Here is a 26432-nt window from a genome sequence, read left to right as displayed (position 1 = left end):
TACGAGTCAGTTTTACCTTTTTGAGGAGAAATATGAAGACACTAGTATAAAAGGACTGCTATTTAGAAAATTCAAAATAAATATTGATAAAATGTAAACGCTATCATATAATGAACCTTGTAATATATGAAACTGTATTTCATATAATGAAATGTAGTGAATTGTATATGGAAAGAGGGGAATGAAATGTCTTCGTTTGTCTCCAAAAGGGTTCAAGGGTTGCCACCTTATTTGTTCTCAGTCATTGATGAAAAAAAGAAACGATTGCAGGAAGAAGGGGTGGACGTTATTGATTTAGGAATCGGTGCACCTGATCTACCAACACCAAATTTTATTGTAGACCGATTAATAAAGGAGTTACAAGATCCAAGTAATTTTAAGTACTCTGGATACGCAGGTTGCCAAGAATTCCGAGAGGCAGTAGCTTCCTTCTATAAACAACAATATGAGGTGGATCTAGATCCTACTACCGAAATTCTTACTCTCGTTGGTTCGAAGGAAGGAATTGCTCATGTTATTCCAGCAATGATCGATCCGGGAGATGCAGCACTTATTCCTGATCCTGGCTACCCTGTTTATCGAACAGCCACTTATCTTGCCGGAGGGCAGTGTATAGATTTACCACTTGATGCGCAAGACCATTACCGCCCTATCTTTTCACAATTGCCTCCATCTGTTTGTGAAAAGGCAAAGCTTATGTTTTTGAACTACCCAGGAAATCCTACCGCCGCAACTGTTGAATTAGATGTGTTTGAAGAAGCAGTTGCCTTCGCAAAAAAACACCAAATCGGTGTCATCCATGATTCTGCTTATGGTTTAGTCACGTTTGATCAATTTAAAGCCCCAAGTATATTACAAGTTGAAGGTGCAAAAGAAATAGCAATAGAATTCGGCTCTCTGTCCAAAAGTTTTAATATGACTGGCTGGCGCATTGGGTACGTGGTGGGGAATTCGGAAATTATCCGTGCGTTATCGAATGTAAAGAGTAATATAGACACCAGTCAATTTTTACCGATTCAAAAAGCAGCAGCTGAAGCATTAACAAGTGATTATCATGCTGTCGAACAAAATAATGCGATTTATAATGAGCGGTTGGAAAAAATGCTTGAAGCATTAAAAAGTATTGGAATCCATGTAGAAAAGCCGAGAGGATCATTCTTTATTTGGGCACCAGTACCGAGTGGTTTTTCTTCCAGTCAATTTGCTGAAATGGTATTGGAGAAAGCGGGTGTCATTATTACACCGGGAAATTCGTTTGGGCCATCTGGTGAAGGTTATTTTCGTATCTCCTTATCCGTTCCAACTGTGCGTCTTGATGAAGCAGTCAAAAGAATAAAATCCTTGAACCTTGAGGTGACAAAACATGCCCCTAACCATTAAAAAGAAAGTAATGGGAGCTGCACAAGCAATCATCGAATGTATGAAAATCGAAGAAATAACAAAGGTGTTTTGTGTACCAGGAGAAAGCTATTTGCCAATATTAGATGCAATATACGACGAACCGACCATAGATTTAATTTCTACGAGGCATGAAGGTGGGGCTTCATTTATGGCGGAGGGGTTTGCAAAAGCAACGAGAAAACCCGGAGTGGTGATGGCAACCCGTGGGGTAGGTGGGGCAAATTTAGCAATTGGTGTTCATACAGCATATCAGGATTCGACTCCTATGGTTGTATTCTTAGGTCAGGTTCACAGTAAATTTCGTGGTCGTGAAGGATTTCAAGAAGTAGACTTGGATCAGTTTTTTGGTCATATTGCCAAGTGGACTGTCGAAATTAATGATGCTGTAAGAATCCCTGAATTGGTACAACGAGCATTTCGAATAGCACAAACGGGAAGACCAGGACCAGTTGTCGTTTCTTTGCCTGAAGATATATTAAAGGAGAATTGTGAAATGGCTTTTGGTTCAAAAGTGAATGTGCCAAAACCTGTCCCAGCTAAGACTGAGTTAGCTCAAATTGAACATATATTAAATAATGCAAGGAAACCACTTATTATTGCGGGGGGTGGCATTATTCATTCGAAAGGTGAGCAGGAGCTCATCGACTTCGCGGAAAAATATTATTTACCAGTCGTAGCTGCTTTTAGGAGACATGATGTTTTTCCTAATAATCATCCTCTATATGTCGGCCATTTAGGTTTAGGAACTGCTAAAGGGATACTTCAAACTGTAAATGAAGCGGATGTAATTCTTGCTATAGGTACACGTCTATCTGAAGTCACAACTCAAGATTACACATTACTCTCCTCAGAACAAACATTAATTCATATTGACATCAGTGCAGATATGCTTGGGAATGTTTATCCTCCCGAAGTAGGGATCGTAGCAGATGCAAAAAATGCATTATTCGCTTTCCAAGGCATCCAGGTGCAACCAACATGGCAAAAATGGGTGGATCAATGCCACCAGATTTATATTGAAACAACTTTAATAATGAATAATGGCAAAAGTGAAAAACTAACTAATTTTGATGTCATACATTTATTACAAGAAAATCTTCCGGATAACGCTATTATTACGAATGATGCGGGTAATTTTGCAGGATGGCTACATTCGTATTATCAGTTTCATAAGAAGGGGACCTATATTGGTCCAACATCAGGAGCAATGGGGTACGGTTTGCCAGCAGCCATTGGTGTTAAGCTAGCACATCCAGATCGTACAGTCGTCTCTCTATCTGGGGATGGCGGAATGATGATGACTGTCCAGGAATTAGAAACAGCCTCACGTTACAATATACCGGTCATTAGTCTCGTATTTAATAATCGAATGTATGGAACCATTCGTATGCATCAAGAAATTCACTATCCTACTAAAGTTAGCGGAACTGATCTAGGGGATATAGATTTTAGTGGATTAGCCCAGTCTTTGAATGCAAATGGTGTAAAAGCTAGGACAAAAGAGGAATTTAAAAAGGCTTTACGAGAAGCGATGTATTCATCTAAGCCTACTGTAATTGAAATTGAGATGGACAGGGCGCAAATCTCTACGACAAAAACGATAAAAGATATACGTGAAAATTTATAAGGAAAAAGGAGATAGGAATATGTTAAATACAGTCATTAGCGGAGAAAGAGTAGTTAATTATATCAATGGGGAGTGGACCGTTCCAACTGAAGAAAAGTATACATCAATTGTTAATCCGGCAACAGGAAAATCTATTGGGGAAATTTTACTCTCATCAAAAGAAGAGGTTGATCTTGCAGTAGAAGCAGCAAAAAAGGCGCAAAAAAAGTGGGCATTAGTACCAGCCCCGCAAAGAGCTGAGATTTTATATCGTGTTGGTCTCATTATGAAGGATAGAAAGGAAGAATTATCACGAATTTTGACGCAAGAAATGGGGAAGGTCATTGAAGAAGCACGGGGAGAAGTTCAAGAAGGAATTGATATGGCCTTTTATATGGCGGGGGAAGGAAGAAGGTTATTCGGAAATACAACTCCATCTGAGTTAAAAGATAAATTTGCGATGAGCATTCGCGTTCCTGTTGGGATTGTTGGTATTATTACTCCTTGGAATTTCCCAATTGCTATTGCAACATGGAAGTCATTTCCCGCAATTGTCGGAGGGAATGCAGTCATTTGGAAGCCCGCAACGGAAACACCGCTAATGGCTAGAGAACTAGTAAAGATATTTGAAGAAGCAGGCTTGCCAAAAGGAGTGATAAACCTTGTTTGTGGCTCAGGTTCCCAAGTGGGGAATGCGATGGTTGAGCATCCAGATATTGATGTCATTTCTTTTACAGGATCCAATGAGGTAGGGCGCACGATTGCAGAAACATGTGGAAGAATGTTAAAGCGAGTATCCCTAGAAATGGGTGGAAAAAATGCCGTTATTGTAATGGATGATGCAGATTTAACATTAGCTGTAGAAGGAATTTTATGGAGCGCATTTGGAACAAGTGGTCAAAGATGTACAGCATGTAGTCGCGTTATTGTTCATGAGAATGTAAAAGAAAAACTTGAAGAGCAGCTGTTAGTAGCAATGGAAAAACTAACACTTGGAAATGGTTTAGATGAAAGTGTGAAGATAGGTCCAGTCATTAATGGAAGTGCACTTCAGAAGATCCATGAATATGTTGGAATTGGAAAGAATGAAGGGGCAAAGCTTTTAGCAGGTGGTTCAATAGTCAAGGATGATAGACTTGGAAATGGCTATTATTATGAGCCAACCTTATTTACGGATGTGACACCAAATATGAGAATTGCACAGGAAGAAATTTTCGGACCGGTAGTGTCAATCATTCCAGTCAAAAGCTTTGAGGAAGCAATTGAAGTGAACAATGGCGTTACATATGGATTATCAAGTTCTATTTTTACTAGAGATGTGAATCGAGTGTTCGCTGCACAAAGAGATTTAGACACTGGAATTGTATATGTTAATGCAGGAACGACTGGTGCTGAGATACATTTACCATTTGGTGGAACGAAGGGTACAGGAAATGGCCATCGTGATTCAGGAGTGCAAGCACTAGATGTATTTACAGAATGGAAGAGTGTATATGTGGATTATAGTGGGAAGCTTCAACGTGCCCAAATAGATGTGGAGTAATTGAATCGTTTTAATCAACAAATTTGAAACAATCAGGGGAGGAATTTTCATGAAAATCGCTGTTTTAGGTGCTGGACTTATGGGAAAGGAAGCAACTAGAGATTTGGTGAATAGTGCAGGTGTGGAGAAAGTTACATTAGCGGATGTGGATGTGAAAAGAGCTGAGGCTGTATGCCAGCAGCTAAAATCTACGAAACTATCATCTGCCTACTTAGATGCAACTAACCAAGATCAATTGGCACATTTTATCCGTGATTATGATGTCGTTATTAATGCCCTTTTTTATACTTTCAATGAAAAAGTGGCTAGAGCAGCGATTGATGTGGGGGTAAACTGTGTAGATTTAGGAGGGCATATTGGGCACGCGACAGATCATGTTTTGGCAATGCATGAGGATGCAAAAAATGCAAATGTGACGTTGATTCCTGATTTAGGTGTAGCACCTGGAATGATTAATATTCTTACAGGTTATGGTGCTAGTCAGCTGGATGAGGTTAAATCGATTAAAATTTATGTAGGTGGTATTCCTGTTGTACCTGAACCACCACTTGAGTATAATCATGTATTTTCTATGGAAGGGGTATTCGATCACTATACTGATCCATCTTTAGTTATAAGAAACGGAATCAAACAAGAGGTCCCTTCTTTATCTGAGATTGAAACAATTCATTTTGAAAGATTTGGTCCACTAGAAGCATTTCATACAGCAGGTGGAACATCGACATTATCCCTGTCCTATCCAAATGTAGAGACACTTGAATATAAAACGATAAGGTATCAAGGGCATGCAGAAAAGTTTAAATTACTAGTTGATCTAAATCTAACAAGAAGTGATTATGAAGTAGAAGTAAACGGTCAAAAAATCAAGCCCCGGGATGTCTTATTAAAAGCATTAGATCCGATAGTTGAGCTAGGTGAGAAAGATGATGCTGTACTTCTTAGAGTGATTGTTGAAGGAAATAAAAATGGTGCAAAGAAAAAGCTAGAATATGAATTGATCACCTATAAAGATCGTGTGAATCAAGTAACCGCCATGGCTCGGGCAACTGCAAATACGATATCTGTTGTAGCTCAAATGATTGGTAGTGGACTTATTTCTCAAAAAGGTGTCTACCCACCAGAAAAAATTGTTCCTGGAAGGGCTTATATTGAAGAAATGGCAAAGCGCGATGTTAATATAGTGGATAAAAGTTCGCAATCTCGTTCTAATGTTAATGTATAATCCTGTTTCTCTCCCTCTAATAAATAGGGGGAGTATTTTATAGCTTGAAAAGGAGTAGAACAAAGTGAATCAAAGTATTATTAAGGCATTAAGCCTTTTGGACTTTTTCTCAGAGGAAAGACCTGAATTGAGCTTAAAGGAAATAACTGAACTTGTTCAATTACCAAAGCCAACGGTTTATCGTTTATTGTCATCATTAGAATATTGTGGCTTTCTAACGAAAACAAGGGATTCAGACTATGATAAGCGTTACAGACTTGGATTAAAGCTAATGGAGTTAGGACAATTGGTTTCGGATCAATTGGAATTAAGGAAGATTTCGCTCCCCTTTATGAAAGAATTGGCCAATGATATAAATGAGGTTGTCCACTTAGTCATTGTCCATCAGGATGAGGCTGTTTATATTGAAAAAGTGGAAAGTACCCATGCATTGCGGTTGTATACAAGAATTGGAAAGAGATCTCCTCTTTATCTTGGTTCTGGCCCTAAATTACTATTAGCCTATTTATCAGATGAAAAGAGAAAAGCAATAATAGAGAAGACGACTTTACAAGATTTTAAAAAAGATCTCTTGAGTAAAGATCGATTAATGATGGAAATAGAAGAAATCCAAAGAAATGGTTTCTCCGTTAGTTATGGAGAACAGGATGAGGGAACAATCGGAATATCATTTCCTATATATAATTATTACGGTGAAGTAATCGCTTCTCTTGCGGTAAGTGGCCCTTATTATCGCTTTGAGGGTAGGAATTTAGAGAATATTAAAGACAAGACAAGGATTATTTCTAAAAAAATTTCCTCCGAGTTAGGGCATCGTTAATGTTTGATTTGAGTGCTATCTTTTATCAATGATAATTGCTATATTAGTGTTATTGTTTAATTTGGAAGAAGGTTTACAGAAGTGCTGAAAACAATGTTATCAAATATAGCAATTATATTATTCATGCATCTATGTCTCCAGCCTTTGTATTTTGCAAATAATAAGCAAGGGAAAAGGAATGCAGTATTACATGTTTTTATTGTCTCACTTACAGTTATTAGTTTATTTTATTTTCCTATATTGATAGAAGAGAAATTTCGATTTGATTTAAGGGCCATTCCCATCTCCTTTATATCTGTTATGCATGGAGTAATTTTTGCGATTCCAGTTGTCATTATAGCAAGTGTATGGAGATTTATATTAGGTGGGGCGGGGGCATTTCCTGGTATTATTTTTTCTATTATCATACCAGCAATATTAAGTTTGATTATCCGTCGCTTTTTTCATTGGGGAAAATTTGGAGTAATGAAGGTGCTATTTTTTTCTACTATTATTTGGGCAGTTTGTGATCTTCCGTTTCTATTTTTTGTCGATTTAGATATAAACTTTTATATGATGCGTTATGTGACTTTTCAATTAAGTATATTAATATTATTTGCTTTCACTAAACTATCATACCACCATCTTCATTTACTTAACCAATTTAAGTTTAATGCAGAACATGATTCATTAACAAAATTGTTTAATATGAAAAGATTTTATGAGGAAATAAAAGCAATTAAGCCTTTAAACCGTGAGGGTGGATATATTGCTATGATTGATATTGATCATTTTAAAAAGATCAATGACACATATGGTCATCAAACTGGAGATTTAGTTTTAAGAGATTTTGCAAAGATTTTATTGAAACATAGACAGCAAAGGGCTATAGTAGCCCGTTATGGTGGGGAAGAGTTCATTTTTTTTAAACAGACAGATACGCTTGAAGAAGCTCTCCAAACATTTGAAGAGATTAGAAAAGATGTTGAAACCTCCCAGTTCTATAGAAAAACTGGGGAGCTAATAGGTCAAGTTACTATTTCAATTGGAGTGGCTTCATTTCCAGCCAATTCAAAACTAGAGTATGCAGTAAAGATAGCCGATGAACAGCTATATAAAGCAAAAATGAATGGAAGGAATCAAGTGGTATGTTCGATGAAATAATCTTTTACATACCCAACTAAATAAAGAGAACCAGTAACTAATACGATCCCGGTGTGTTTTGTTTGATGAAATACATAATCAAACACATCAGCTATGTTGTTAAGAAAAATATAATTTGTTTTTCCGATTGAGCGAAGCGTGTGATGAATGTCTTCGCTACTGCTATTTCTCTCCAAAAATGGATGTGGCGTAAACACATAGATTGCATTAGGAAATTCAATGGAACGAAGCATTGTACTAATCTCCTTATTAGAGGAGATAGATAAAATAACAATTGAAATCGGCATGTTTAATGAATCGATGTTTTCTTTCAAGGTTCTTAACTCTAGTGAATTATGGGCACCATCAAACAAGAATGGTTGTCCTTTTATATCTAGGAGCTCCATTCTACATGAAGATTGGACATGGCTTAAGGCTTGCATAATTTTTTCTTTATCAAATGAATAGCCCATCTCTATTAATGCTTCACTAACCGCTAGTGCATTACTAGCATTTTGGATCTGATGGGTACCAAGCATTTGTAGTTGTTGTTTTTCTATTAAAAAATAATTTCCCTTATAATGGAATATACTCCCATTTTCATCAGACTGCTTCATTATAAATCCATAATCACGATTGATAAATTGGAATTTTGTTTCATCAAGTGCTTCAATCTTTAATAAATAGTTCCTTGCTTGAACATTATTCATTCCACAAATAGCATATTGGGTAGATTCCTTAATAATACAGGATTTATCGATAATAATATCCTCAATTGTTGCTCCTAATAAATGGGAATGATCCATCGTAATCTCCGTAAAAACGGCAATAAGTGGATCAATTACATTGGATGGATCTGTTTTTCCTCCTACTCCATTTTCAAATACAATTAGTTGAAGTCCTTGTTGCTTAAAATAAAGAAGTGCAATCACTATCATAATATGCATATGAGCAACATATTGTTCAAATTCATAATTGCTAAGCTTATTTTCAACTACTTCTACTAAGGTAATAAAATCCTCACGGTCAATCCTTTTTCCATTATATGAAAATCGTTCTTCATAATGGGTGAGATGAGGTCCAGTAAAAAGTCCATGAGGATAGGAATGCTGTGTAAGGATAGCTGAAATAAATTGTGCAGTGCTACCTTTCCCGCAGGAGCCAGTGATTTGAATAAACTGAAATTCAGTTAGATGAATGGAAAATAGTTCGAGTAAATCTCTCATAATCTGGTGGTGGAACCCATTTTTTCGATTCATTGTTCGACCATTAAATTTTGAAAGATAGCTAAGAGCGTGATTGTACCGTGAATTCACCATAGTATGAAACTCCTGTTTTTTGCGATAGTCATGATAAAATTTTACCATAAGTGTATTAAATCTCAAGAAAATACAAACCGAAAAAAATAGGTTGTCTAAAAAGCTTATTAGACAACCTTATTGTCAGGTTCCTGTGGTAATGGATCGACTCTATTGGCATCTTCAAGATCTAATGCTTGTATAATGCCATAAATAAATGTCCATCCTGAGAAACCTATTATTGTGATAAGAACACCGAATGTAATCACATAATCCAACATGATCCTCATCCCCTTTTAATAAAAGGTATGCAGGTCATTGGATGAAATTTCATGATTTTTTCGCTAAATTTTCATTAATTTCAGTTCTAGTCTTCCATTCCTTCTTTAAGAGACCGAATAATAGCATATCATACGTCTTTCCGTGGCGCTGTAGAAACTCTCGATAAATTCCTTCTTGTTGGAATCCTAGCTTCTTATACAAGGAAAGAGCAGGTACATTGTAATCAAATACAGTGAGCTGCACGCGGTTTAGATTTAGCTCATAAAAAGCGAAATCTAATGCAAGCTTCATGCTTTCATAACCATATCCCTTCCCACGATGATCTTTTCCGCCAATTGCAATAGCAATCCAGCATACTCGATTATTCCACAGAATTCCGTCCAGTTCAATGTATCCAATCAGTGCATTAGTATGTATATTTCTTATCGCAAAAAGGTATTGGGTGTTTGAATCAGAAAATTCTTCAAACCATTTTGTTAATTGTGATTTTGAACGGGGAGTGGCAGGCATTGCATCAAATAAATGGGAAAATTCTGTATCGTCAAACCATGGTAGGATCGTCTCTAAATCGCTTTCATGAAGTGCAGTTAATTTAACTTGTTCTCCTGTCAATACATCCATAAGAACCCTCCGACTTTTTTCTACTATGAAATTCGACAAAAGGGAAGAAAATCCTGCAACCATTATTAATGTAAATTATTTCGTCCTTTTTTGTTCATTTAATAGTTGGTCAACTTTTTTCTCAATTCTATCTAATTGCCTAGCTTTTATGTCTGATGAGCGACGAATGGATCTGACAATGTAGATACAGAAGATTACTAAGAATATCAAAAAAATGATAGGAAGTAAACCTGAGATAAATTGTATTTCCATAAATACCACCACCATTGTTGGAAAATTTAATCCATTTTGGACGGATTATTCGGTTTTACTTCGGATTTTTCTTTTTTCAAAATAAATCCATATGTAATAAGTTGTCCAAGCCACCACCAAAATTAGGAAAGAATAATTTTTATATCTTTCTGGAAGATAAAGTATGCCCAGTATGGATAGAAATAGGGCGGGTATGATTAAGACAATATACTTTTTTTTATGCATAATGAAATTCCCCTTTATCTATATTTACGGACGAATGAATAGTTAGTTTCAATTTTTATGGAATATTGTGAAGTTAAATCGAATGGTAGATTAGCTGTTAATGATTAAAATTCGCGGATACGAAACAGGGTGTGCAAGGGGGGCACAAAAGAAATGCACAGGATAATTTGTAGTTAAAAAAGGGTATCTAGATGCTTTAAAAATTAACAAGATACCCCATTAAATGAACATGATTTTATTGGTGGGAAGAACACAAAGAACTTGATATGACAATAATACACATCTATTTTTTTCGTTTCCTTTTATCTAGCAAGTATGTATAAATCGATATACTTACTTTTATTACTCTAAATTTTATATTGTTTATTTTCTAAGACGATAATTTTCTCATGAGTTGGAGTAAGAGCGGTTCGTTTGGTATTTTCAACTAATTCATGAATATGATTCACACATTTTTGGGCTCCCATTATTAATAATGGAACCCCGATAGGATTTAATTTTATTCCTTTCGCGAGAAATCCTCCTAAGGACATAGAAAAAGGGACAGTAGGTGACGTATTAGAAAAAATAATCCGTTCCTCCACTTTGAAATGTTTCAATAGAAGAATTCCGAAATTTAAAAGTGAAGGAATGACAAGATTTTGCGATTTTCTACCTAATGTATAAACAGAGTTCCCTTCCGCATCTTTTCCATGGAATATAAACGTACCGAAATCTTTTTTGCTTAGTTTGTTAAAATAAGGAACTGCTAAAATTTCCTCTTTTGATAGAGATGTAAATGGTGGTTTAAGAATTTGCAAATGAATAGCTGCAGCCAATGAGGTGGTATGGGTTCCACCGTAGTCGTTATAAATATATATCATAAAATCTTCCTTTCAAGAAATTCAAAAGTGAGTTAACTACAAATAATTCTGTATTTAATAGGCAGGATATTTCTCAAAGTTTTGAAACATATAGGTACAAATGAACCTTGAGAGTTAGTTTGCATATTATTTTTGTTCTTATTCTGCAAACGATTGTACTACATTAGATGTTACAATTCTTATCATTAGTTCAGAGACCAAAAAAGACAAGGGTTTCAAAATTACTGAAACCCTTGTCTTTCTTGAGTTTTTATTAACGGCCCCGAGAGGACTCGAACCTCCGACGCATGGTTTAGGAAACCAACGCTCTATCCGCTGAGCTACGGAGCCATAATAAATTATTTTTCATTTAACGACACTAATATTATATATGAATTATCTTATTTTGAAAAGTTAGAGACTCAAAAAGAATAGAAAAGCAAAGGCATAATAGGCTTTTAGCTGCCTTTGCTTTTTAGTTTATGATGAAAGGCTTAATAAGCTAGGCTGAATAACCCTTTGATATGAGATAAGTAACGAATATTACTTGCTTCCTTCATTAAAGATGCTGGAAGACCTTTTAATGGTGTTTGATTTCCACCGATAATAGCAACTGCATCTTTTCGACCAAGACTTGCAAGTGTTCCAGAATCTACTGGAGAGAATTCTTCTAATTTCTTATCTGCGATTAAAGCAAAGACATTGTATCCAACAAGTTCACCCATTTGCCATGCATTTTGTGCAGTTGGAGCATATGGACGCCCATTTGGAGCCATTAATACAGCACTGTCACCTACAACAAATACATCAGGATGAGAAACAGATTGAAGATATTCATTTACTGTTGCACGTCCACGATTCACTTCAAGACCTGATTCACCAACTAGTGGATTTCCTTGTACCCCACCAGTCCAAACAAATGTATTAGTAACAATCTTTTGACCATCTTTTAAATCAACCGTATTGCCTTCTACATTTGTTACAGGAAGACCAGTTAAGAATTTAACGCCACGTTTTTCTAAGCTTGTTGTAGCACGCTCGATTAAGTGGTCTGGTAAAACTGGTAAAATTTTAGGACCAGCTTCTACAAGCATAATTTTAAGTTCTTTTGGATCAATTCCATATTTTTTAGCTACACCTGGAATAGTGTCAACAATTTCACCGACTAATTCTACTCCAGTTAAGCCACCGCCACCAATAAGGATTGTAGCGTCTGCTTCATTTTTTGTTTTTGCGTATTCTTGAATACGTCCTTCAATATGACGGAAAATTTTGTTCGCATCATTGGTTGATTTTAATACCATACTGTTTTCTTCTAATCCTGGAATTCCGAAATAAGAAGTAACACTACCTAGGCCGACAACAAGTACATCATATTTAAGTGCAGTGCTATCTGCAAGATGTATTTCTTTTTTGTCTACTGAGAAAGAAGTGACCTTTGAAATTTTAAGATCAATATCTTTTCCTTTGAATAGTTTTTCTAATGGCATTGCAATCGCTTGTTCAGAAATATTTCCTGCAGCTAAGCGATGAAGCTCAGTGATGATTTGGTGTGTTGGGTACTGATTAATAACTGTAACAGTAGCTTCTGACTTATCTAAATATTTACGAATATTTAATGCTGATAGAAGGCCACCATACCCAGCACCTAAAATGACGATATGTTTTGACATAGTTTATCCTCCATCCTATAAAGAAATTATCGTTGTTTACTACGTTGTTCAGACACTTGAAGAAATGCACTTAGGAAACGGAATAGTTTTTGTGCTTGTGGGTCTTTTAACATTCTAAGCAGACCAAATAATCCGATTACTTCACCATTGTTCTCTTCAGCAAGATCTTTTGCTTCGATAGCAGTTTGAGCAATGCTTTTTACACTTGTTTTGATTGGTTCTACAATCTCAGAAATTGCTCCAACTGTATCATTTTTTAGTACTTCATCTGTAGAAACTGATTTTGCAAAATCATAGGACTTCGTTAAGATAGTAACGAGTTCTGTTAGTTTTGGCAATTGTTCAACTAATACAGTTAAGGATTCCTGAACTTCAGGCTTTAATAACTGATCAAGCACATCAAGTTGTTGCTGGCTAGGAACAGGTTTTTGTACATTAAGCTCAGCGTTTGTTTGATTGTTAGTATCTGACATTTTCAATTCTCCTTTTCTTTAGGCATCACTACTAGGCTACTCCACTTCTAAATACTTGTCCATTAATTAGTGTGGATTTTTTATAAAAATATATATAAATTTCTTCCTATATTGTATCAATAAAATCACAAGAGGAAAATATTGCGTTTACAACTGGAAAACCCCTTATTTTAAATACATAAAATAGAGTTTTTTCAAACAAATTGATCACTGAGCATTTTCTATTTTCCCCCTTTGAAAAATGACTTACGCTCGTCTTTTTTTAAATTTTTCTTCATATGAATGAATAAGACAAAAGTGAGGTGATTAATTGATCCAATTAGAGGGCATTATCCCGGCAATAAGAGGTATGAAGGGGTTTGATAAAATCTTGAAGAGTGAGAAGAAGCATATTGTTTTTTTAGAAACTCGCCTTTCACTACTTCTACATGCAGTAAAGCATGCAAAACAAATGGATAAGCAGGTACTCGTACATGTCGATTTAATTCAAGGATTAAAAGCGGATGAATATGGATTAGATTTTCTCATTAGAGATATGAAGGTAGATGGGATTATATCCACTAGAGGGAGCGCGATTACTTATGCTAAAAGAAATAATGTAACTTCTATTCAAAGAGTGTTTGCATTAGACAGTCATGCTCTAGAAAATAGTATTAAAATGATAAATACGCTAAAGCCAGATTATATTGAAATCCTACCTGGTATTGTGCCGTTTATCTTAGAAGAGGTATATGAAAAAACGGGGATACCAATTATTGCAGGAGGGTTAATAAGGACAAAACAAGATATTGAATACGCATTTAGTAAGGGAGCTAGGGCAATCACAACCTCAATGCCATTATTATGGGAATTATAAAAATTTTTAATAAACCGGGTTGACTTTCTTGATATTCCGCATTAACCTGTAACTAACAAGTTAATAGGTGGATGGAGATACGGAGACCCATTTTCAATAGCTGTTTATCCTTGGATAAATAGTATATTGATTTTGGGTCTTTTTTGATGTCCCAATCATTGACTTGTAGAAATTGACTCTTACTTAAAGGGAGATGGGATGATGTCTGAATTTCTTGCCGAATTGATTGGAACGATGATTCTTATTATCTTTGGTGGTGGTGTTGTCGGCGGGGTAGTCCTTAAAAAGACAAAAGCTGAAGGCGCAGGATGGATCGTTATAGCGATTGGCTGGGGTCTTGCAGTGACAATGGGTGTCTATGCAGTAGGAAGTATTTCTGGAGCACATTTAAATCCTGCTGTTACAATTGGATTTGCTTCCATTGGTGAGTTTCCGTGGGATAAAGTGCCTCTATATATTCTGGCACAATTAATTGGAGGTTTCATCGGTGGTGTAATTGTCTTTTTTCAATATCTCCCACATTGGAAAGAAACAAAAGATCCAGGAGATCAGCTTGCAGTTTTTTCAACGGGTCCCGCCATTCGAAGTACTCTTTCAAATTTAGTAAGTGAAATGATTGGTACATTTGTCCTTATTATGGGGTTATTATTTATTGGTGCGAATGAATTTACAGAAGGATTAAATCCTGCCATTGTTGGTTTATTAATCGTCGCGATTGGTTTATCATTAGGGGCAACAACAGGCTACGCAATTAATCCTGCACGTGATCTCGGACCTAGGCTTGCCCATGCGATATTACCGATTATTGGGAAAGGAAGCTCTGACTGGGGATATGCCTGGATTCCAATCATTGGCCCCATCCTTGGAGGAACTTATGGAGCATTATTTTATAAAGCTATCTTTATAGGAAAGTTTACAATTGCATTCTGGATTGTTAGCGTTGTCATTGTCATAATATTTATCGGTGCACTAATGAATGAATTAAAAAATAGAAATCTTTCAGAAAACAAGTTGTGAGGGGGAAAATACATGAATCGATATATACTAGCTCTTGACCAAGGAACAACAAGCTCACGTGCGATTCTATTTAATCATGAAGGAGAAATTATTGAAACGGCTCAGAAGGAATTTGAACAATTTTTTCCGAAACCGGGCTGGGTTGAACATGATGCAAACGAGATTTGGACATCCATTTTGGCGTGTATGGCTGAAGTCATAAGAAAAGCAGATATTGAACCAGATCAAGTGGCAGGTATAGGGATTACGAATCAACGTGAAACGGCGGTTGTATGGGATAAGAATACTGGAAAACCAATTTATAAAGCTATTGTTTGGCAATCCAGGCAAACAGATGACATTTGTAAAGATCTCCGCGAAAAGGGTTACAATGATTTGTTTAGAGAGAAAACAGGATTACTCATTGATGCTTATTTTTCAGGGACAAAGGTTAAATGGATTCTTGATCATGTTGAGGGAGCAAGAGAAAAGGCAGAAAAAGGTGAATTATTATTTGGAACGATTGACACATGGTTGGTTTACAAGCTATCGGGCGGGAAAAAGCATGTCACTGACTATTCAAATGCCTCTCGAACACTAATGTATAATATCTATGATTTAAAATGGGACGATGAATTATTAGACATTCTTAATGTGCCTAAAAGTATGCTGCCAGAGGTGAGACCATCTTCGGAAATATATGCAAATACCGTGTCCTATCATTTCTTTGGTCATGAAATACCAATAGCTGGAATTGCGGGTGATCAGCAAGCAGCATTATTCGGGCAAGCATGTTTTGAAAAAGGCATGGCAAAAAATACTTATGGAACCGGATGCTTCATGCTAATGAATACGGGAGAAAAGGGAGTAAAATCTGATCATGGGCTACTAACTACACTTGCATGGGGCGTTGATGGGAAAGTCGAGTATGCCCTTGAAGGAAGTATCTTTGTCGCTGGCTCAGCGATTCAATGGTTAAGAGATGGATTGAAAATGTTTGAGCATGCTCCTGACAGTGAAGCGTATGCAACAAAAGTAGAATCAACAGACGGAGTTTATATGGTACCTGCTTTTGTTGGGCTCGGAACTCCTTATTGGGATAGTGATGCACGTGGTGCAGTATTTGGTTTAACGCGAGGAACAACAAAGGAACATTTTATTCGAGCTACACTAGAATCCCTTGCATACCAAACAAAGGATGTGTTAGATGCCATGATCTCTGATTCAGGGATTGAGCTGAAAACACTACGTGTCGATGGTGGTGCGGTGAAAAATAATTTCCTTATGCAGTTCCAGAGTGATATTCTCGGTACACCTGTTGATCGCCCAATAGTCAGTGAGACAACTGCATTAGGTGCTGCCTATCTAGCCGGCTTAGCTGTTGGCTATTGGAAGGATAGAGAAGAGATTTCAAAGCAATGGAAAATAGAAACTACGTTTACAAATAAATTAGATCAAGAAATTAGCAAGAAGCTGTATGAGGGATGGCAAAGAGCAGTAGCTGCTACACGGGCATTTAAAGCGTAATTTGGAAATTATTGCTCTTATAAGTTAATAGAATGGCAAGGACATAGAGACCGCAAGCATCAAAAGATATTTGTCTTGGATGGATTGTGGTCTTTTTATAGGCTTTTTTCCAAAGCATTGTTGCTATTAAGTAAAGATTACTAATTAACTATCGCTTGAAGACCGCCACATCTTTCAAATTTCACGGAGAAAAGCCATCCTTTATTAGGTATAAAAAGTTGGCAGTTGGGCTTTTACAAAAACAACAAATGATACGAAAACAGCCTTTTTATATTAATCATTATTAAGGAGTGGGGTTATCATGAAAAAAATTATCAATGATCCTAATCAAGTAGTACAAGATATGTTAAAAGGAGTACTTGCGGCGTTTCCAAATGAATTGAAGGTTATTGAAGGAACGACTGTTATTGTTAGAAAGGATTCTCCAGTTCCGAATAAAGTTGGAATTATTAGTGGAGGTGGTAGTGGTCATGAACCAGCACATGCAGGATATGTTGGGAAAGGGATGCTTGATGCAGCAGTAGCTGGTGAAGTGTTTACTTCCCCAACACCTGATCAAGTCTATGAGGCAATTAAAGCTGTAGATAGTGGGGCTGGTGTCTTAATGGTGATCAAAAATTACACGGGTGATGTAATGAATTTTGAAATGGCTGCAGAACTTGCCATAGCAGATGGAATTCATGTAGAAAAAGTCATTGTAAATGATGATGTTGCTGTTGAGGATAGTTCGTTTACAACGGGGCGAAGAGGGATAGCTGGAACGGTCTTTGTCCATAAAATTGTGGGTGCTAAAGCGGAAATGGGTGCTGAATTACATGAAGTAAAAGCTATAGCAGATAAAGTGGTACAAAATGTTCGTTCCATGGGAATGGCCATTAGTCCATGTACAGTCCCAGCAGCTGGAAAGCCTAGCTTTGTTCTTGATGAAACGGAAATGGAAATAGGGATGGGCATTCATGGAGAGCCAGGAATTGAGAAGAAAGGGATAGCTACTGCAAACAAAATCGCAGAGGAGCTTACAGGAAAGATTTTAGACGATATGGTTTTACAAATAGGGGATGAGGTTGCTGTAATGATCAATGGATTAGGATCTACTCCGGAAATGGAACTTTATATAGTAAATGGTAAGGTTCATGACATCTTATCCAATCAAGGGATAAGCGTATATAGAACCTATGTAGGTGAGTTTATGACCTCATTAGAAATGGCTGGATGTTCGGTGACATTACTAAAGCTTGATAGTGAATTGAAACAATTATTAGATGCCGAATCCTTTGCCCCTGCATTTCGAAAATAATTGATTATATGAAGGATGGGAAGGAAATGAATTTAACAGTAAATGCTACTTTAAAATGGATGGAAAAAATGAATGAAAAAGTTCAAGCAAACAAAGAGTATTTGACTGAACTTGATCAGGCAATAGGTGATGGTGATCACGGTATTAATATGTCTAGAGGATTTCAAGAAGTAGTGAATAAAATTTCTGTAACAAGCTATGAAACGGTATCTGACTGTTTGAAGGATGTTGCCCTGACGCTAATGACTAAGGTTGGCGGAGCATCAGGACCCTTATACGGCACTGCTTTTTTGAAAATGTCCATCTCCCTGAGAGGGAAAGATAAAGTGGACGGGATGGCCCTTATACTAGCCATTGATGAAGCGGTAAAGGGAATGATACAACGAGGAAAAGCGGCAGTTGGCAATAAAACAATGCTTGATGTTTGGATTCCCATTCTTAACCTGTTCCAAGAAAAACAAAGTATTAATTGGAATGATGTTGAAAGGACTGCAAAAAATTCTATGGAGAAAACAAGAGAAATGCTAGCCATAAAAGGAAGAGCTGCTTATTTAAAAGAACGATCAATTGGCCATATCGATGCTGGTTCAGCTTCCTCTTTTTATCTATTCCAATCACTTGCTGAAGTTGCGAGGGAGTATGAAATATGATGGAAACTGTGGGAATTGTTCTAATTTCTCATAGTATAAAGGTTGTCGAGGGAATTAAAGAGATCATTTCCCAAGTGGTTGACAATGTTTCGATACAATTAGCAGGTGGAACAGATCATCAAATGATCGGAACAAGTGTGGAGAAAATCCTGTCAGCGATAGAACGAGCACATAGTTCAAAAGGTGTCATTCTCCTTTACGATTTGGGAAGCGCATTGATGAATGCAGAGCTAGCAATTGAAATATCACAATATGAGAATATAAAAATCGCTGCGGATATTCCTTTAGTAGAAGGAGCATATATTGCGGCGGTAGAGGCTGGAATGGGTAAAGAGATTGATCAAATTCTTGAGAGCTTAAAAAATTGTTAAAAAAATATATTTATAAGTAGAGAACTTCTGTTATAGACAGAGGTTCTTTTTTCTAAGGCTTAAATTTCTCACATATTGTTTTTATTTAGGTAAAGTGTTAAATAAAAATCGGTTGAAAACATTCGTCCATCATTTCAATGAGAAAAGACCTTCAAACATATAAAAACCGCTGACTTCTCCTTCAAAAGAAACAAATCATACGAAAACAGCCTCTTCTAAAAAAGAGTCTGGAGAAATGAAAATCCCGACCAAAATTAGGTCGGGTATATATAAAATAAAAAGGAGGTTCACTAGACTGAAATTAGGGGGAGTCTAGTATTAGGAAAGCCTTGCTTGTCCTTGTGAATAAAATATTAAACTAAAAATCCTAAAAAAATATGAAAGAAAGATGATAATTAGATGAGAAACAATTTTGACACAAATTATAAAAGAGCTTAAAAAATGAACTTCAATCAAATGACAATGAATCGCCTTACAAAAACAAATGAATTTACTATGAGACTAGCCTTCACAAATTATTAAAAACAAGCATTAAATAATTTAAGGGAGGTGAGGAATCAGAATGTTCAAATTATACATTGATCCCGGACATGGGGGAAGTGATTCAGGTGCTTCCGCTAATGGTCTACTTGAAAAAAATATAACATTATTAATTGCATCGAAAATTAGGGATATTTTTCGAAATGAGTATCAAAATGTATCAATAAAGATGAGTAGAACAAAAGATCAAACGGTTAGTCTAACATCCCGAACAAATGAAGCAAATAAATGGGGGGCAGATTTTTACTTATCCATTCATATTAATTCCGGAGGAGGAACAGGCTTTGAAAGCTATGTTTATCCAAAGGTAGGTCGCCCAACAACCATTTATCATAAATTACTACATGAAGAAGTAATGAATATTAATAAGCTGAAAGACAGAGGTAGGAGGCAAGCGGATTTCCATGTGTTAAGAGAATCTAACATGCCTGCTGTCTTAACTGAAAACGGCTTTATTGATAATGAAGTAGATGCAAGAAAAATGAAAGATGAGACATGGCTGGATGATGTTGCAAGAGGTCATGTGTATGGCCTTGCAAAAGCCTTTAATCTGAAATAATGATACCGAAAATAAGAAAGTATTTTTCAAAGGCTCTTTTCTCACGGTTTGTTGCTATTTAAAGAAAGTTTTAACGAAAGCTAAAGAACGCTGCACCTTACATTTTATTGAGAAAAGAGCTGCAAACATCATAATGCGAATGAATCCTTTATTGGGTGTAAAAGCCGGCAGTTGGACTTTTGCAAAGCAACGAACGATACGAAACCACCAATGGAAAAACAGTTAAAGTAGACTGTGTTTTTTTGCATTTTCTTAATAAACCTATTGTTGGAAAATACATCTTTATTTTTTTACTAACCATTTGTTAGGGACCCGTTTAAGCAGGTCCCTTTTTATTATAATGAAGGTATAGTGGTACAAAAAAGAATTTTATAAATTTTAAAACTTTTTTAAATTATTTCCGTCTAAATATAGAATTTCAAACAGAATAGGAGGGGGAAAGTTGAGGAATGGGAGGAAACATGATATTGAGGAATGGTATTTGGAGTATGGGGATGCAATTTTTAAATACATTCTATTGATGGTAAAGGATTATCAGTTAGCAGAAGATTTAACACATGAAACCTTTGTCAAAGCATATTTGAATTATCATGCATTTAAAGGGGAATCTAGCCCAAAAACTTGGTTATTTAGTATTAGTCATAATGTTACAGTAGATGAATTGAGAAAAAGGAAACCTCTTATGATGTTTAAAGAAATCTTACATTTCAATAAGGATAAGGGTCCTCTGCCTGAAGAGATTGTCCAAATAAAAGAAACATCAAAAGAGATTTATCGAGCATTAGGGGAACTCAAAAGTTCATATAGGGAAGTTATTATTTTGCGCAAAATTAAAGGGTTTTCAATTGAGGAAACATCTAAGATTTTGAATTGGTCTGAGAGCAGGGTGAAATCAACACTTTTCCGGGCCATTCCTGCATTAGAGGAAAAAATGTTAAAGGAGGCTTTTCTGAATGAAAAAACAGTATGACGAAAGTGTCTATGATGGATACTTGGAAAAATTAGATTCAGAAATTATTTGGGACGAGAACAGAAGTAGACATTTGCATAAAAAAGTAATGGAGGATATGAAAAGGTTGAGTATTCGAACGAGAATGAAAAATTTGTTTGTTTATACTTCAACTGCTATTGCCATTCTAATACTAACAATTTTTAGCTACGATTTGGTAGAAAAAAATAAGGGGTTACAAATGGCAGATCCAAAAACAACTGAAGAATTACATATGCAACAAGTCGCTAATGAGAATAATAAACATCAAACAGCATTCAAAAAAATACAGATTGGGGATCCCATAACATTTAATGGGAAAACATCGATGATAATTTCTAATGAAGCAACTATTCCAATTGATTTGAAAGAAGTAATTCCAAATATCACAGATTTAAGTTCAATTTCTTATTCTACTGGATTGACTAATGTAGAAGTGTTTTATTCCTATGGTAATGATGGGAATTATCTCATGATTAAGCCAAAACCTACTATATCCTCCATTGATGAAGTAATTAAGGAAAAGCTAGCATATAAAAAGGCAAATACAAAGGAATTGAATATATCCGGAAAAAAAGCAGTACTATGGGAAAATAAGGAGGGATTAGCACCGGAATTATTTTTAGTGACAGCAAATTATATTTATAGTGTGGAATATGGATATATACACCAACCGGATTCTAAAGTGGAGCCGTTAATCCAGCTAGCCGAACAAATTCAATTTCATGAATAAATTTCTTCAATTCTAATGGATACTAATAGAAGATAGGAGGGATTGTATGGAAATAAAGGTTGGACAAATATATAAACAAAAGGAAAAGGATACGATGGCAATGGTCACTGGAATTAAAAATGAGAGAATATTTCTAGGAAATGGCGTTTCTACATCCAAGGGAACTTTGCATAATCATTATATTTTAATAAAAGATGTAGAGAGTTGAAGTAAATAATTAGGAAGGAAGGAGCTGTCTATTAAGGGAATCCCCGATAATGGTTAGCTCCTCTCTTCCTTTTAAATAATAAAATTGCTTCAAAACCTAGCCTTAAGGCTTAATGACCTCTTCACAATAAAAGAATGGACTTTAGTATCATCCACTTATTAAATTCTCTGTTATGCTCGTAAAAGGCTTTCGGTTTTTAGGAACTTAGTGTACTGAAAAAGGGTTGAAAACTTATTGGTAATATGATTTCGATTGTCGTCCCTATACCTTCTTCACTTTCAATTATTAATTCTCCATGATGACTTTCAATAATTTTGAAGCAGGTCATTAGACCAAGACCTGTTCCCTTTTCCTTAGTTGTATAAAAAGGTTCACCAAGTGTAGGAATTCGTTCTTTAGGGATTCCTACTCCATGGTCACTTACAGAGATGGAAATTTGGTTTGGACTCTTCATTTGAGCATTTATTTTAATTAATCCTCCATTTGGCATCGCTTCAATTGCATTTTTTAAAAGATTGATAAGGACTTGTTTTAATTGGTTTTTCTCACATAAAATAGTAGGCAGTTCGGGACTGATTTCAACGATGATTTCCGCACCATTGATTATTGATTGGGTATTTACTAAAGTGACGACATCTTTAATTAATGGTTCGAGTTCATTTTCTTCAAAGACAGTAATTGTTGGTTTAGCTAAAACAAGGAATTCACCTAGGATATGATTAATCCGTTCTAATTCTGATAAAACGATATCATAATACTCTTTTTGATAGGTATTTGAACGAAATAATTGAATAAAGCCTTTTATAGAAGTAAGCGGATTCCGAATCTCATGGGCTATTCCAGCCGCCATTTGCCCTACGAGCGCTAGTTTTTCAGACTTTAGTAGTAGGGAATCTGTTTGTTTTTTATCATCTGTGACATCTTTTCCAATCGAAAGGATAATTTCTTTTCCTTCATATTGGGACCATTCGGATGTTACTTCAAAAAAGATGATTTTACCATCGAGTCTTTTTAATCTCACAACAATACTTGATGTTGCTACATTTTTCTGTAGCCCTTTTCTAATCTCCTTTATATCGTTGTTACTATCAAATATTAGAAAATCAAATATAGATCTACCGATAAGTTCATTTTTGTTGTGAGCAGCGATCATTTTTTCTGCAGCTTTATTTACAAATAGAATGATACTATCTTGATGAATAATTACAGGCTTGGGGAGCCACTCTATTAATTTTTTATAATTTTGCTCGCTTTTTTTTCTTTCCTTAGCAAATAATCTTAATTTATCGTATTGCCATCCAACAATCCAAGCGATGAGAGTTGCGACTAAACATTCAGTAATATCCAGAAAATGGTACTCTCCGAAAAAAATTGCCTGAACCAAAGAAAATAAAATGGAGATAGAGACTAGTATTATTTGAGCATTTCTTTTCATATTCAAATCCTCTTTCGATAAGGGTACGTTGGAATATGGGTAACGAGTTTATCAATATCAACCATTATGTACGACTATTATACCACTATTGGTTCGAATTTTATAAATTTTATAAAAATTAGTACAACATAATATAAATGATAAAAAGCAAGCCTAAAATTTCAATACTTAATGTGCGAAATTTTTTACTCTTTGTTTTACATACTTCGGTAATGATCCAATCAAACACATATAAAATAAAAACAAATACTATTAATTTTAGATACAAATGAATGGTTAATGATTGAAAGATTTGAGCAAGAATGTCTTTACTCATAGGAGAACACTCCTTATTTTATTTTTCCATAACTATCAAGAGGATTGACTAAAATAGATGTTAATATAAGGTTTTTTTTTCATTCATTGTTGCTAGGTAGATAAAGTTTTAACGAATAAAATAGGTTGAAAACATCACTCTTTTCATTCTTAAAAAAACTTGAAGTCATTATTAGCTGTAAAAATTCGGAAGTAGGGCTTAAATAAAAGCAATACACTCACTATACGAAAACATCCTAGTATACAGACTGAAGATTTTTTTGTGGTTGGATTATTATTACTAAAATGGATGATTAATACATTTTTAGAAGAGAAAAGTCACAAAAAAAGGTAATTAATATAGTTATATGTGAACATTCATTGAAATTGAACAAAAGACTGTTGATAATGATTAATGTTCATTATAAAATGTTAGGTAGCAAAAATTCTAACGAAATGGCAAACCTTGCGAAAGTGAGGGACGCAAAGCTACGGGTCTAAGGTTCATTTTGAATGATGATCGCCGGGCTGCCGAATAGTCATAATGAGCTTATTAAAATTGACTATTTCTATATGGGAATAGTTTTTTTGCTGTTTACCACTTTTCGTTAATAAGGTTTCATGCAAAAGTTTTTTTGGAAAGATTATGATTCCTTTTACATACTTTTGACTGATGAAAAGGGGACGGAGCGTCGCTAACTTGAATAGTATAAAGATTTATACTTAAATAGCAAAAGATTTTGATCTGCTTGGCTCTGCTCACACTGCCTTATCAGAAGAAATCATATGATTCATGATAAATGGTGGAGACGAGAATTGCCCCATACTAGTTTTCTAGGAGGATTATGATGGGAAATGAAATTGTACTTGAATCAACTATAGAATATTCAAGTGTTCGCATTAGTTTAAATCAAATGAAGGATTTGTTATATAAATATATTCTTCCATTAAACGAATTAAATATTAGATTAAGTGATGGTGAACAGATTCAAATTAGTAGTGAGACATTAATTAATCTACTACTAACAAAACTTAGCCGTAATCAATTACTAGAATTAATTCATATGTTTCAAATCATTGATAGCCGTAAATCAAATATTAAACACTATTTAGAATATATTTTACATGGAATTTCGATGTAATAAGTCCAATTTAATTAAGCTAAAAAAAAATCCCTGCATTTGGCAGGGAAAGCTTAATTTTCATATCCATTAACAACTAAATCTAATTTTCCTGTTTCGGGATCGATAACTAAACCATGGATTGGAATATCTTTTGACATTAATGGATGATGTTTGATCATATCTACACTATGCTTTACACTATCTTCAACATGATCAAAGCCTTGGAACCATTCATGTAAATCGATACCGGAGTATTTAATTGTTTCTAATGTTTGTTCCTCTATCCCTCTTTGCTTTAACTTTTCCAATACAGAATTACTGTTAATTGCACTCATTCCACAATCATGATGGCCAATAACTAAAACCTCATCCGCCTGTAATTCATAAACAGCGATTAATAAGCTTCTCATAATACTGCCAAATGGGTGAGTAACAATCGCACCTGCATTTTTTATAATTTTTACATCACCGTTTTTGGTATTGGTTGCTTTGTGTAGAAGCTCAACGAGTCTAGTGTCCATACATGTTAGAATTACTAAACGTTTATCGGGATATTTCGTTGTTGTAAAATCCCTATATTTTTTTTGGGATACAAATTCCTCATTATAGCTGAGAATATCATTTAATAATGTCATTCTATCACCTCAAATTAATAGCTTAAATAAATGAACCACTTTTAATTTTAACTCAATATTTATCACATGAAAAACAATTTAGGCGAATGGACTATTTTCATTTGCTCGATTGCACATTTCTTTATTTCATGCTACATTTAATTCATAGTTTTTTTATAGGAAATGAGGGGATTAAAGTGGGCAGAGAGTTTAATGAACTATTTGATCAGTGGTCCCATACTTATGATGATACAGTAACTGGAAATGATCCTGAATATGAAGAAGTTTTTACTCATTATGATGTGATTCTTTCAGAGGTTGCGAAGAATGCTTCCGGTACCGTTGTAGAATTCGGGGTAGGCACGGGGAATTTAACTAAGAAATTATTGAATAGAGGATTAAATATATATGGATTGGAACCATCAAGTGAAATGAGAAAAATTGCAAAGGATAAGTTACCAGAGGTTCCAATTTGGGATGGAGACTTTCTTGAATTTCCAAATATTTCAGTGCCAATTCATACTTTTGTCAGCACATATGCCTTTCATCATTTAACAGATGAGGAAAAGGGTAAAGCGATTAAAAAATATAGCCAGCTTTTAACTGCGGATGGGAGAATTCTTTTTGCAGATACCGTTTTTGCTACGGAGGATGAAAAAAAGAAAATGATTGAATGGGCTAAACGAAAAGGATTTAACCGGTTAGCTACGGATATAGAGACAGAGTATTATACTACGATTCCAGTTCTTCAAACTATTTTCAATCAAAATGATTTTTCCGTTGAATTCAAAAAATTAAACCGATTTGTATGGTTAATTGATGCAAAGAGACAAAATTGTTAGATTATTATATAGAGAAAT

27 protein-coding genes, 1 tRNA gene, 1 pseudogene and 1 riboswitch are annotated in these 26432 nt (G+C 35.2%); of the genes and pseudogenes, 18 read left to right on the top strand and 11 right to left on the bottom strand.

The features are described from left to right. Window positions 1–186: 186 nt before the first annotated feature. The 6 genes from NST63_RS22620 (at window position 187) to NST63_RS22595 (ending at window position 7735) form a co-directional block, all read left to right on the top strand. Window positions 187–1380, top strand: a complete 1194-nt coding sequence (locus NST63_RS22620; protein ID WP_212943779.1) for an LL-diaminopimelate aminotransferase — start codon at window positions 187–189, stop codon at window positions 1378–1380. Next, a complete protein-coding gene (locus NST63_RS22615; protein ID WP_212943781.1) occupies window positions 1364–3028 on the top strand; it encodes a thiamine pyrophosphate-binding protein in 1665 nt (554 codons plus the stop codon). Before NST63_RS22620 ends, NST63_RS22615 begins: the two co-directional genes overlap by 17 nt. A 19-nt stretch (window positions 3029–3047) precedes the next feature. Continuing rightward, complete coding sequence (locus NST63_RS22610) at window positions 3048–4550, top strand: aldehyde dehydrogenase family protein (RefSeq protein WP_212943783.1); 1503 nt, start codon at window positions 3048–3050, stop codon at window positions 4548–4550. A 49-nt stretch (window positions 4551–4599) separates the two neighbouring features. Continuing rightward, window positions 4600–5772, top strand: coding sequence for a saccharopine dehydrogenase family protein (locus NST63_RS22605; protein WP_212943785.1), 1173 nt, complete (start codon window positions 4600–4602; stop codon window positions 5770–5772). Window positions 5773–5836: 64 nt separating this feature from the next. After that, entirely contained in the window at window positions 5837–6592 is a 756-nt protein-coding gene (locus NST63_RS22600; RefSeq protein ID WP_212943787.1) for an IclR family transcriptional regulator, read from the top strand. Between the two features lie 81 nt (window positions 6593–6673). Beyond that, window positions 6674–7735 (top strand): diguanylate cyclase, encoded by a 1062-nt coding sequence (locus tag NST63_RS22595; protein WP_341043785.1) that lies wholly within the window; start codon window positions 6674–6676, stop codon window positions 7733–7735. On the opposite strand, the gene NST63_RS22590 is transcribed toward NST63_RS22595, so the two are convergent. The 8 genes from NST63_RS22590 to NST63_RS22555 form a co-directional block, all read right to left on the bottom strand. Continuing rightward, window positions 7711–9033 (bottom strand): bifunctional folylpolyglutamate synthase/dihydrofolate synthase, encoded by a 1323-nt coding sequence (locus NST63_RS22590; RefSeq protein WP_341043784.1) that lies wholly within the window; start codon window positions 9031–9033, stop codon window positions 7711–7713. The two genes, NST63_RS22595 and NST63_RS22590, sit on opposite strands and share 25 nt — an antisense overlap. A 107-nt stretch (window positions 9034–9140) precedes the next feature. Continuing rightward, a complete protein-coding gene (locus NST63_RS22585) occupies window positions 9141–9293 on the bottom strand; it encodes a hypothetical protein (RefSeq protein ID WP_212943793.1) in 153 nt (50 codons plus the stop codon). A 49-nt stretch (window positions 9294–9342) separates the two neighbouring features. Further along, window positions 9343–9915, bottom strand: coding sequence for a GNAT family N-acetyltransferase (locus NST63_RS22580; RefSeq protein ID WP_242598177.1), 573 nt, complete (start codon window positions 9913–9915; stop codon window positions 9343–9345). 75 nt (window positions 9916–9990) lie between these two features. After that, window positions 9991–10167 (bottom strand): hypothetical protein, encoded by a 177-nt coding sequence (locus tag NST63_RS22575; protein ID WP_212943797.1) that lies wholly within the window; start codon window positions 10165–10167, stop codon window positions 9991–9993. Between the two features lie 572 nt (window positions 10168–10739). Then, window positions 10740–11255, bottom strand: a complete 516-nt coding sequence (locus tag NST63_RS22570; protein WP_212943799.1) for a DUF3189 family protein — start codon at window positions 11253–11255, stop codon at window positions 10740–10742. Between the two features lie 257 nt (window positions 11256–11512). Further along, window positions 11513–11585, bottom strand: a tRNA-Arg gene (locus tag NST63_RS22565). A gap of 143 nt (window positions 11586–11728) precedes the next feature. Further along, complete coding sequence (locus NST63_RS22560) at window positions 11729–12907, bottom strand: NAD(P)/FAD-dependent oxidoreductase (RefSeq protein ID WP_058003040.1); 1179 nt, start codon at window positions 12905–12907, stop codon at window positions 11729–11731. Between the two features lie 26 nt (window positions 12908–12933). Further along, on the bottom strand, window positions 12934–13380 hold the full coding sequence (locus NST63_RS22555) for a DUF1641 domain-containing protein (protein ID WP_058003039.1): 447 nt from the start codon (window positions 13378–13380) through the stop codon (window positions 12934–12936). 310 nt (window positions 13381–13690) lie between these two features. Here NST63_RS22555 and NST63_RS22550 point away from each other — a divergent pair, with 310 nt between their 5' ends. The 10 genes and pseudogenes from NST63_RS22550 to NST63_RS22505 all read left to right on the top strand — a co-directional run bounded on the left by NST63_RS22550 (window position 13691) and on the right by NST63_RS22505 (window position 22105). Next, on the top strand, window positions 13691–14236 hold the full coding sequence (locus NST63_RS22550; protein ID WP_058003038.1) for a glycerol-3-phosphate responsive antiterminator: 546 nt from the start codon (window positions 13691–13693) through the stop codon (window positions 14234–14236). A 201-nt stretch (window positions 14237–14437) separates the two neighbouring features. Then, window positions 14438–15253, top strand: a complete 816-nt coding sequence (locus tag NST63_RS22545; RefSeq protein WP_212943890.1) for an MIP/aquaporin family protein — start codon at window positions 14438–14440, stop codon at window positions 15251–15253. A 12-nt stretch (window positions 15254–15265) separates the two neighbouring features. Further along, a complete protein-coding gene (gene glpK / locus NST63_RS22540) occupies window positions 15266–16759 on the top strand; it encodes a glycerol kinase GlpK (protein WP_341043783.1) in 1494 nt (497 codons plus the stop codon). 301 nt (window positions 16760–17060) lie between these two features. After that, the gene (gene dhaK, locus NST63_RS22535; protein WP_341043782.1) at window positions 17061–18056 is read left to right on the top strand and encodes a dihydroxyacetone kinase subunit DhaK; all 996 of its coding nucleotides are present in this window, start codon (window positions 17061–17063) and stop codon (window positions 18054–18056) included. A 26-nt stretch (window positions 18057–18082) separates the two neighbouring features. Beyond that, window positions 18083–18706 carry a dihydroxyacetone kinase subunit DhaL gene (gene dhaL / locus NST63_RS22530; RefSeq protein WP_212943895.1) on the top strand — a complete coding sequence of 208 codons (624 nt, stop codon included), beginning with the start codon at window positions 18083–18085 and terminating at the stop codon, window positions 18704–18706. After that, window positions 18703–19077 (top strand): dihydroxyacetone kinase phosphoryl donor subunit DhaM, encoded by a 375-nt coding sequence (gene dhaM, locus NST63_RS22525; protein WP_306420366.1) that lies wholly within the window; start codon window positions 18703–18705, stop codon window positions 19075–19077. Before dhaL ends, dhaM begins: the two co-directional genes overlap by 4 nt. Before the next feature lie 562 nt (window positions 19078–19639). Beyond that, window positions 19640–20170, top strand: a pseudogene (locus NST63_RS22520) (N-acetylmuramoyl-L-alanine amidase family protein); the annotation flags it as partial. Between the two features lie 448 nt (window positions 20171–20618). Continuing rightward, window positions 20619–21146: an RNA polymerase sigma factor gene (locus NST63_RS22515; protein WP_212943899.1), complete on the top strand. Its 528-nt coding sequence runs from the start codon at window positions 20619–20621 to the stop codon at window positions 21144–21146. Further along, window positions 21130–21897 (top strand): hypothetical protein, encoded by a 768-nt coding sequence (locus NST63_RS22510; protein WP_212943901.1) that lies wholly within the window; start codon window positions 21130–21132, stop codon window positions 21895–21897. The genes NST63_RS22515 and NST63_RS22510 overlap by 17 nt, the downstream gene beginning before the upstream one ends. A 46-nt stretch (window positions 21898–21943) precedes the next feature. Next, window positions 21944–22105, top strand: coding sequence for a hypothetical protein (locus tag NST63_RS22505; RefSeq protein WP_169792979.1), 162 nt, complete (start codon window positions 21944–21946; stop codon window positions 22103–22105). Between the two features lie 196 nt (window positions 22106–22301). Here the strand turns inward: NST63_RS22505 and NST63_RS22500 are convergent, their stop codons facing one another. After that, the gene (locus tag NST63_RS22500) at window positions 22302–23540 is read right to left on the bottom strand and encodes an ATP-binding protein (RefSeq protein ID WP_212943903.1); all 1239 of its coding nucleotides are present in this window, start codon (window positions 23538–23540) and stop codon (window positions 22302–22304) included. A gap of 118 nt (window positions 23541–23658) precedes the next feature. After that, window positions 23659–23856, bottom strand: a complete 198-nt coding sequence (locus NST63_RS22495; protein ID WP_212943905.1) for a hypothetical protein — start codon at window positions 23854–23856, stop codon at window positions 23659–23661. A 426-nt stretch (window positions 23857–24282) separates the two neighbouring features. Beyond that, window positions 24283–24370, top strand: a riboswitch (cyclic di-GMP riboswitch). Between the two features lie 312 nt (window positions 24371–24682). Between NST63_RS22495 and NST63_RS22490 the strand changes: the two genes are divergently transcribed. After that, entirely contained in the window at window positions 24683–24976 is a 294-nt protein-coding gene (locus NST63_RS22490) for a hypothetical protein (protein WP_212943907.1), read from the top strand. A 53-nt stretch (window positions 24977–25029) separates the two neighbouring features. Here the strand turns inward: NST63_RS22490 and NST63_RS22485 are convergent, their stop codons facing one another. Then, window positions 25030–25593 (bottom strand): beta-class carbonic anhydrase, encoded by a 564-nt coding sequence (locus NST63_RS22485; RefSeq protein ID WP_212943909.1) that lies wholly within the window; start codon window positions 25591–25593, stop codon window positions 25030–25032. 176 nt (window positions 25594–25769) lie between these two features. On the opposite strand from NST63_RS22485, the gene NST63_RS22480 reads away from it, so the two are divergent. Further along, the gene (locus NST63_RS22480) at window positions 25770–26414 is read left to right on the top strand and encodes a class I SAM-dependent DNA methyltransferase (RefSeq protein WP_212943911.1); all 645 of its coding nucleotides are present in this window, start codon (window positions 25770–25772) and stop codon (window positions 26412–26414) included. Window positions 26415–26432: the final 18 nt, after the last annotated feature.

Origin of the sequence: Heyndrickxia sp. FSL W8-0496, assembly GCF_038007825.1 — a bacterium.
Classification (GTDB): Bacteria; Bacillota; Bacilli; order Bacillales; family Bacillaceae_C; genus Heyndrickxia; species Heyndrickxia oleronia.
The sequence above is the reverse complement of the archived record's forward strand: the minus strand, read 5'-3'. Positions and strand labels throughout refer to the sequence as shown.